Source organism: Pseudomonas sp. GW823-FHT02C02, from assembly GCF_058797635.1.
Genome location: NZ_JBXAJV010000005.1, coordinates 396,073 through 402,882, shown reverse-complemented (window position 1 = coordinate 402,882; position 6,810 = coordinate 396,073). Strand labels below are relative to the sequence as shown.

At 58.4% G+C, this 6,810-nt stretch carries 13 protein-coding genes; all 13 read right to left on the bottom strand.

Annotation, left to right across the window (positions count from 1 at the left end):
* On the bottom strand, positions 1-809 hold an 809-nt coding region (locus tag AC1ROI_RS11925), incomplete at its 3' end, for a phage portal protein (protein ID WP_492572145.1).
* Positions 802-966 (bottom strand): hypothetical protein, encoded by a 165-nt coding sequence (locus tag AC1ROI_RS11920; protein ID WP_172962134.1) that lies wholly within the window; start codon positions 964-966, stop codon positions 802-804. The genes AC1ROI_RS11925 and AC1ROI_RS11920, both read right to left, overlap by 8 nt.
* Before the next feature lie 7 nt (positions 967-973).
* Positions 974-2,701, bottom strand: a complete 1,728-nt coding sequence (locus AC1ROI_RS11915; RefSeq protein ID WP_102595903.1) for a terminase large subunit — start codon at positions 2,699-2,701, stop codon at positions 974-976.
* Positions 2,701-3,186, bottom strand: coding sequence for a phage terminase small subunit P27 family (locus tag AC1ROI_RS11910; RefSeq protein ID WP_102595904.1), 486 nt, complete (start codon positions 3,184-3,186; stop codon positions 2,701-2,703). Before AC1ROI_RS11910 ends, AC1ROI_RS11915 begins: the two co-directional genes overlap by 1 nt.
* Before the next feature lie 174 nt (positions 3,187-3,360).
* The gene (locus AC1ROI_RS11905; protein ID WP_102595188.1) at positions 3,361-3,768 is read right to left on the bottom strand and encodes an HNH endonuclease; all 408 of its coding nucleotides are present in this window, start codon (positions 3,766-3,768) and stop codon (positions 3,361-3,363) included.
* On the bottom strand, positions 3,759-3,947 hold the full coding sequence (locus tag AC1ROI_RS11900) for a hypothetical protein (RefSeq protein WP_102595187.1): 189 nt from the start codon (positions 3,945-3,947) through the stop codon (positions 3,759-3,761). Before AC1ROI_RS11900 ends, AC1ROI_RS11905 begins: the two co-directional genes overlap by 10 nt.
* 60 nt (positions 3,948-4,007) lie before the next feature.
* Positions 4,008-4,220 carry a hypothetical protein gene (locus AC1ROI_RS11895; protein ID WP_102595186.1) on the bottom strand — a complete coding sequence of 71 codons (213 nt, stop codon included), beginning with the start codon at positions 4,218-4,220 and terminating at the stop codon, positions 4,008-4,010.
* Between the two features lie 147 nt (positions 4,221-4,367).
* Positions 4,368-4,649 carry a hypothetical protein gene (locus AC1ROI_RS11890; RefSeq protein ID WP_102595185.1) on the bottom strand — a complete coding sequence of 94 codons (282 nt, stop codon included), beginning with the start codon at positions 4,647-4,649 and terminating at the stop codon, positions 4,368-4,370.
* Positions 4,650-4,707: 58 nt separating this feature from the next.
* Positions 4,708-4,902: a DUF7940 domain-containing protein gene (locus AC1ROI_RS11885; protein ID WP_102595184.1), complete on the bottom strand. Its 195-nt coding sequence runs from the start codon at positions 4,900-4,902 to the stop codon at positions 4,708-4,710.
* Positions 4,899-5,126 carry a hypothetical protein gene (locus tag AC1ROI_RS11880; RefSeq protein ID WP_102595183.1) on the bottom strand — a complete coding sequence of 76 codons (228 nt, stop codon included), beginning with the start codon at positions 5,124-5,126 and terminating at the stop codon, positions 4,899-4,901. Before AC1ROI_RS11880 ends, AC1ROI_RS11885 begins: the two co-directional genes overlap by 4 nt.
* A complete protein-coding gene (locus AC1ROI_RS11875) occupies positions 5,123-5,443 on the bottom strand; it encodes a hypothetical protein (protein ID WP_102595182.1) in 321 nt (106 codons plus the stop codon). The genes AC1ROI_RS11880 and AC1ROI_RS11875 overlap by 4 nt, the downstream gene beginning before the upstream one ends.
* 360 nt (positions 5,444-5,803) lie before the next feature.
* On the bottom strand, positions 5,804-6,490 hold the full coding sequence (locus AC1ROI_RS11870) for a hypothetical protein (RefSeq protein WP_102595181.1): 687 nt from the start codon (positions 6,488-6,490) through the stop codon (positions 5,804-5,806).
* A 3-nt stretch (positions 6,491-6,493) separates the two neighbouring features.
* Positions 6,494-6,805, bottom strand: a complete 312-nt coding sequence (locus AC1ROI_RS11865; RefSeq protein WP_146012978.1) for a hypothetical protein — start codon at positions 6,803-6,805, stop codon at positions 6,494-6,496.
* Positions 6,806-6,810: the final 5 nt, after the last annotated feature.

Below are 6,810 nucleotides of genomic sequence, written 5' to 3'. Positions count from 1 at the left end.
ATGCCAGCTTCCAGGACCATCGTCTTTCCGGTATTCACCGCGCCGGCAAACTTCGCCGCCATGTCCTCGCGGATATCTTCGCGCTGAGCCTTGTTGAGGATCTGGTCTGTGGAAAGCACGCCACCGAGTTTCATCCCGTTGGCGAACATTTTGCTGGCCGACTCATCGGCAGCCATCGCAGCACCGAACACGTTGCGGCCCAACGCAAGCGGACTCAATCCGCACATGGGATCGGTTCCGAAACCCCGGGTATGCATCATCTGTTCATCGATCAGCGTGTGGCTTTTCCCTTCGCTGTCGACGAACCGGTACTCAATCGCGCCGCTGCTCGTCCGCCGGGGCGGGGATACAGACTGCGGCAAGATGAACTCCAGAGAAGAAACATCACGCCCCGACAGGTGGGGCTGATTGAAGCTGTTACCGCTCAACAACAGGCTGGCGGCCACGCACTCCCAGAATTCGACTGGCGTTTGATCTGCGTTTGGCTGCTGGCTGATGACTCGGTGGACGGGGTGCGACGTTGCCACCTCCGGAACACCGTTTTTGTCCTCGTAGAGCGCGATCGGGAGCGTAGCCAACGTCTCGGCAATGAGACGTACACAGGCCCAAACCGTCGAAAGCTGTAGCGCCGTTTGTTGGCTTACTGTTTTTCCTGAAGCTGAATCGGTGCCGTAATAGCCATTCCAGAAAGCCGCGTCACCCAGGCCAATGCGTCTGCCCACCCAGCCTGCCAGGGAGGACTTAACCAGACCCGGCTCTGCTGACTTGAACAGCGCCTGGCGTAGCACAGACTTGAGAGGTTTATTCACTGGTCAGCCCCTTGCGAATGAATCCCGCCGTCGCCAAGAACGAACACGCTCCAGCAATGAGGGACCATCCAACACCAGCCAGAACAAAGACGCCGGCGACGAACAGGCACAGCGCGGCCGCGGCCGCCACGATGAAGAGGATCAGGCCTGTATCCATGGGTGAGTTATCCAACAATGATTGGTTTCGAAAAGAAGTCGCTGATGTTGCCGCTGTTGTCGTTGGCCAGAATTAGCGCCCTGCCGATTGCCATGATCAGCGCGACGGCGCCATCGATCTTGTTGTCGTCGCCCTGCTTGATGGGCCGCACGACATCGTCGTTGCCAGGCATGTTCTTGCCAATCACGTTGGCGATACACCAGGTCATGATCGGGTGCCCGTCGTGATGGAACCGGCCGGCGGTAATAGCCGCCTCAAGCTCCTTCATGGGATCGGACATGTTGGTGTAGTTCTGCGTGATCGTGATCGGGCTGAAGCCCTCGTCGTCAAGATCGTGACTGAGGCCGGTTGCGCCGTGAGGGTCAATCGGGCACTCGCGGACCGGCGCCTGATGATTGGCTTCCTTGGTGTCTTCGAAGATTTCGCGGTAATCGATCTCGGCGCCATCGGTTATCTCCAGGTGCTTGGAGTTGATCCACGCTTGGAATCGTTCTGACATGCGCTTGTTGTCGCTGTCGTACGCGGTGTCATAGGGCACCCAGAACTTCGGGGCCACGCTGTAGTAATGGGTCTTGCCATCGATGACACGCCAAAACAGGCGCGCCCTTGAGTTCATATCCAGCTTGCGCGCCAAGTCGAAGCCTGCAATCCACTCCTGCCCCTCGAACTGCTCGAGCGTGAGAGTGGTGTCTTCGCAAGATCTCCAGTCTTCCATGTTGAAAAAGCCAGACTTTGCACTCACCCAGAGGTTTAGGTGCTTAGTTTTGAAGGTGTTTGCGAACCGCGCAGAACGTATTGCCCTGGCCTGCTGGCTCTCCAGATACTCTTGGAACACCGAAACCCCGTGGTTGGGGTTGGCCTTGGCCAGCATCTTCGGATCGGTCCAATCGTCGCCCTCGTCGAGCGTCCAGATCCAGCCGAACAATTCTTCGTCAGGTACGGTACCGGCCAGCATCTCCACGACCTGCCGGCGCTTGTCGTAGCAAGGCCCTTCGATATCGGCACCGGCGGTGGTGATGATGAACATCAGCGGTTGCCGGCGTGCGCCCATACCGGTGAGCATGGTGTCGTACTGGGCCGACGTTGGGTGTTCGTGGTATTCGTCGACGATCGCGCAGCTGGGTGATGCGCCGTCGCCTGGGTTGCCAATAAGTGGTTCGAAGCGGCTGAAGTCGGACGGGATGTTCATGTTCGAGGCGTTGACCTCGATGCCCGCAGCCTGAATCAGCATCGGTGACTTGCTGACCATGAGCTTGGCGGGACGGAAAACCTCCCACGCCTGCTTCTCGGTGGTCGCACCGGCATACACTTCGGCACCGAACTCGCCGTCGGCGACGAACATGCTGATGCCCACGCCGCCCGCGACAACCGATTTGCCGTTCTTTCGAGGCACTTCCCAGTAGCTTTCACGGAAGCGGCGGTGACCACCTTTCTTTTTGACCCAACCAAACGTGACGGCCAGGCCGAATAATTGCCAAGGTTCCAGGCTGATCAGCTGACGCTTGAATGCCCACTCGCCCTTTGTATGTGGCAGGAGCTGCATCAGCTTGAGCTTCTTCTCCGCCTTGCTCGGGTCAAACTTGAAACGGAACCCGCGCTTTCGACTCGCGGCCAGGTCGTCGAAGTGGCGCTGCACCGCCTGGTGGATGTAACGGCAAGCCGGGACCTTTCCACGAAGCAATGACCGACCCCACGCCGTCGCCTTGTCGACGTTAGGGTGGGCAGATTTGGTCATCAGCTACTCAGTAGTTTGGCGAATTCGTTGGTTTCTTTCTCCTTATTGCCACCTATCAGGCGCGTGCGGCTGGCCGGATCCAGACCCAGCATCGACCCGAACGTCACCATCTGGCGCATCGTCTCGTTCGCCGCGGTCAACGCAGGATTCTTCATCGGCCCGCCAGTGGCACCGGACACGACAATGCCGTGCGCCGTGATCGACTCCTGAGCCATTCGCCAGTTGTCATATGCGGTGCAGAAAGCTTCGACGTTATGTAGATCCGTGATTGCGACTACGTTTTCGCGCAGTAGCTCGGGAACAATCATGTTCCACATGGTGGCGGCCCGAGGGCTGAACCACTCGGGCGGGTCTATCTGGGTGATCTTGGAAAACTGAGGCTCGGCGGTGTTCAGCGCACGCTTGCCAGGGTTTCCAGCCAATGCTTTCTTGGCCGTTGGCTTGGGTTTGCGACCACGGCCGGCGACCGTGGCGGTGCCTCCCATCGCGCAACTCCTGAATTTTTAATTTCGCGGGTGTAAGAAAACGATTGAGGGCGCGGTCTAGGAGCCAAAAGGCCCAGACTTTCGACCCTCCCCCCCCCTGAACGAGAATTCCTCTCATTTCGGTCATTTTCGACCATTTTTGGTCAAAATCCGTGCGATTCGTTCTCATTTCGATCATTTGCCCGGGTTTTCCGCGCCCTGCCGCACCGCGTTGCCCCATCCGCCGTCCTCGGCCGCTGTCTTGCGGCTGTGGCATGGGCGGCACAGGCCTTGCCAGTTGGACCTGACCCAGAACGCATCCTTGTCGCCTTTGTGCGGGATGATGTGGTCGAGGTCAGTGGCAACCACTACCAAGCCCTGACGCTCGCACTCAGCGCACAGCGGGTGCTTGGCCAGGTAGGACTTGCGGGCCTGCTGCCACTTGTAGCTGTAGCCACGCTGACTGCTGGTCTCTCGCTGCTTCTCTCGCTGCTTCACCTCGAACTGCTTGCCCACATCCGCATGAGCCTCACAGTATCGAGGGTTGCGAGTCAGGACGTTGCAGCCCTGGGCATTGCACGGCTTCTGCGGTCTCAGCGGCATGGTGTGCCATCCATGTAGGTCGACGGCATCGCATCAGGATCTTCATCACCATCATCAGCCAGGGCCTGGATCAGTAGCAGTTGCTGCTCGGCCATCCTGTTGAGGATCACCGTCTGCTGCTTTTGCTCGGCCAGCACCTGGGTCAGCAGGCTTTCCAAGCAACTGAGATGCTCGCTCATATGCAACCTTGCTCCACTTCTTGATCCATTCGCGTCGGTCAGCGCATCCACCGCAGGCCATCAATCAACCCTTTCAACAGTCACAACACCGCGCAGTCGGCGGGTGTAGACCCCGTCACGCTTACCGTTGAGTCGGAATGGATAAGGTGAGAACACGGCAATGCCCATCGAGGTGTCACACCAGACGACGCGATCGATCTCATTTCCATTGACGTAGACCCGGCGCTTGCCTCGGCCATCGTTATAGTGGTGAAAGCTTTCAAGCCTGGTCATCACCAGCCTCCTGACATCATTCGACTGTGCATAGCGGCCAGATCGACCGAGCCCAGGCCAGTGCCTCAGCGTGACTGAGCGCCCGATCGAGGGTCAGCATTGGGAATGGCTTGTAGCCTGGGGTTGTGACTGACCAGTTCTTCTTGGTCACTCTGCCGTTTCGTAGGTCATCGCGAAGATATCCGGCTTGCAAGGGTAGATCTCGCCCTGGACGCCGGTGATCAGCATGTCGCCCCGATCAAACCGAAACACGCCTTCCAGAGTCGGGATCAGGTAGCAGTTGTCGTTTTCGTGCGTTACTCCGTGCCCCTTGTACTGGAAGGACCACGGCATCCCGTTGACGATGTTTCCGCCATTGGCTACTCCGTGCGCGACCAGCTCTTCAAACGTGATCGCCTCGATAACTACCGGCTTCTTGCGAAATTTCATGGCTCTCTCCAGTGTCGCGACACAATTTGATTGCTCGCGAAACGTGTCGCGGATTCAGTTACTTGGTCAGCTTCGGCTGCAAGATCACCCGAGCGATCATCACCAGCAAGCCGAGGACGCCGTAAGCCATCGGAGGCAGCACGGCCTGTAGTGATGGCATCAGCTGCTCAGCCACACCCAATGCAGCAATGGCGCCGCCGGCCTGAACGCTGGTCATGCTCAGAGCTTGCTTCCAGTTGTCGATGAGTTTCATTTGATCTTTGCTCCAGGTAGTTTTTCAAGCCGCTCGGCGTATCGCTTCCATTGGTCGCGACTCTTCAGTGCCTGGCGCAGTTGTTCGTTGTCGGGTTCTGCTGGTTCGCAGGATTCATTCGTGTAGCGGTAGACGGTTGTGCGGTGAGCCTGAGGCGGCTCCTGGATCGTTTCTTTCTGCGCGCAACCGGTGAGCAGCATGAGGACGATCAACAGGCGCTTCATTTTGGTGGCCTACCCATCTGTGCGAGCCCTTTGAGGCTCTCGACGAATTGAGCTTGCTGCATTTCTTGGCGCATGGCCGTCGTGCGCAGGGTGTCGACGAACTTGTCCGTGGAATCCCTGGAGCGCTCCAGCGAGTCGATACGCTGGGTCAGTAGTGCTTGGCTTGTCTGGTAGTTGCTCAGCGTCGCCTGAATCGAGGTCAGCGACCCGGTCACGTACATAAAGGCGCCAATGGCAGCACCAGACAGGATGGTTTGCAGCACAGGCACCACGACCTTGAATACCGTGCTGTCAGCAATGCGCGACACTTCAGTCATGGGCAGCACCAGAGAATAAAAAGGGCCGACAGGTGGCGGCCAAGGGAACGCAATAGATTCGGCCCCAGCAGCACTCCCAGCTCGGAGCGGTGGGTGTGGTGGAGCCGAAAACGAAAAAGCCCCGGCAATTGCCGAGGCTTGAAATTGGTGCAGATGGCCGGTGCTGGTCTCCGGCTTGCCTTGTCTACGCGTTGGTCTGTCGGTCCACCATCAAAGCTGATCCCGCTCTCTGCGCATCAGCCTGCGCACTCATCTGCATAAAGCAAAAAGCCCAGCGGTGGGCTGGGCTTAATGTGTCGTCTCTCATAACGCGCAAGATCGACATGATGGGGTTAATTTACGATCAAAGCGCCACTACAGTCAAGCGGCATCAATGAAGATTTCCTCCCGATCGAATATCTCGGTCGCATGCACCACTGCCTGCTCTTCGAGGCGCTCAAGGCAGCGCGCAATGCCCGTCTTCCAGCGGCGGCGAGTCGACTCTGGCTTGCCCTCAAGATCCCAAGTGTTCATGTCGTAGAAGTCGGCCGGCAGCACGATCATGTCGGTTGATCTCTTCACGTACTGGCCGCGCTCGACCTTCACCTCAGTCTTCCAGCCAGAAGCGATCATCTTGCCGACTGCATTGTGCTCCAGGTCTTCCCGAAGGCTGCGGGACACCACTTCCCGACCTCCGCGCGGCGCAACCTGAACACCCTTCAGCTTTGGGATCGCCCAGGCCGTCACCGCCTTATAGATGAACAGCTGCGGCGCTGGCGATTGAATCCGGCTGATGAGGCGGCCGATTGAAGCGACCTTGTTGCCTTTGTGAGTCGAGTACTTGGCGACCAATACGTCCCACTGAGCAGGGGCCAGGTGTTTGTGCAGCAGCGCATGCAGGCAGCAGTCGTAATCGAACTTGTCACGCACGGAGATGGAGCTGCCGGTACCGCCCTGTCGAAGGTCGGCATCGATCAGCTTCTGCCATGACTGCTTGGTGCTGTTGTCGATGTTGTCGGCGGCCAGTACGCGTACCAGGGTGCCCATCACGTCTTTATAGATGCCCATCGCTCAATCCCCTGTGTAGTTCGATCCGCCGGCACCGCGGCGGTTGCTCTGTTCGTATTGGCCCTGGGCTCCACCAACGCCCGGCGTGCTGCTCAGCTGGTTCCGCTCCCGGCGAACCATCCGACCAAGCTGGACCACCAAGTCTTCGATCAACAGCGGCTCCAGGGTCTGGGCATGAACGAAGCCGGATGAATGACAGCCGATGCAATCGAGCTCATGAAGCAGACCCTTGATCAACCCCTTCCCGGCACACGATGGGCACTCGGTCATCGGTATCAAACTGCGCACAAGGGCGGGGCCATGCTGCTTTTTCATCATTT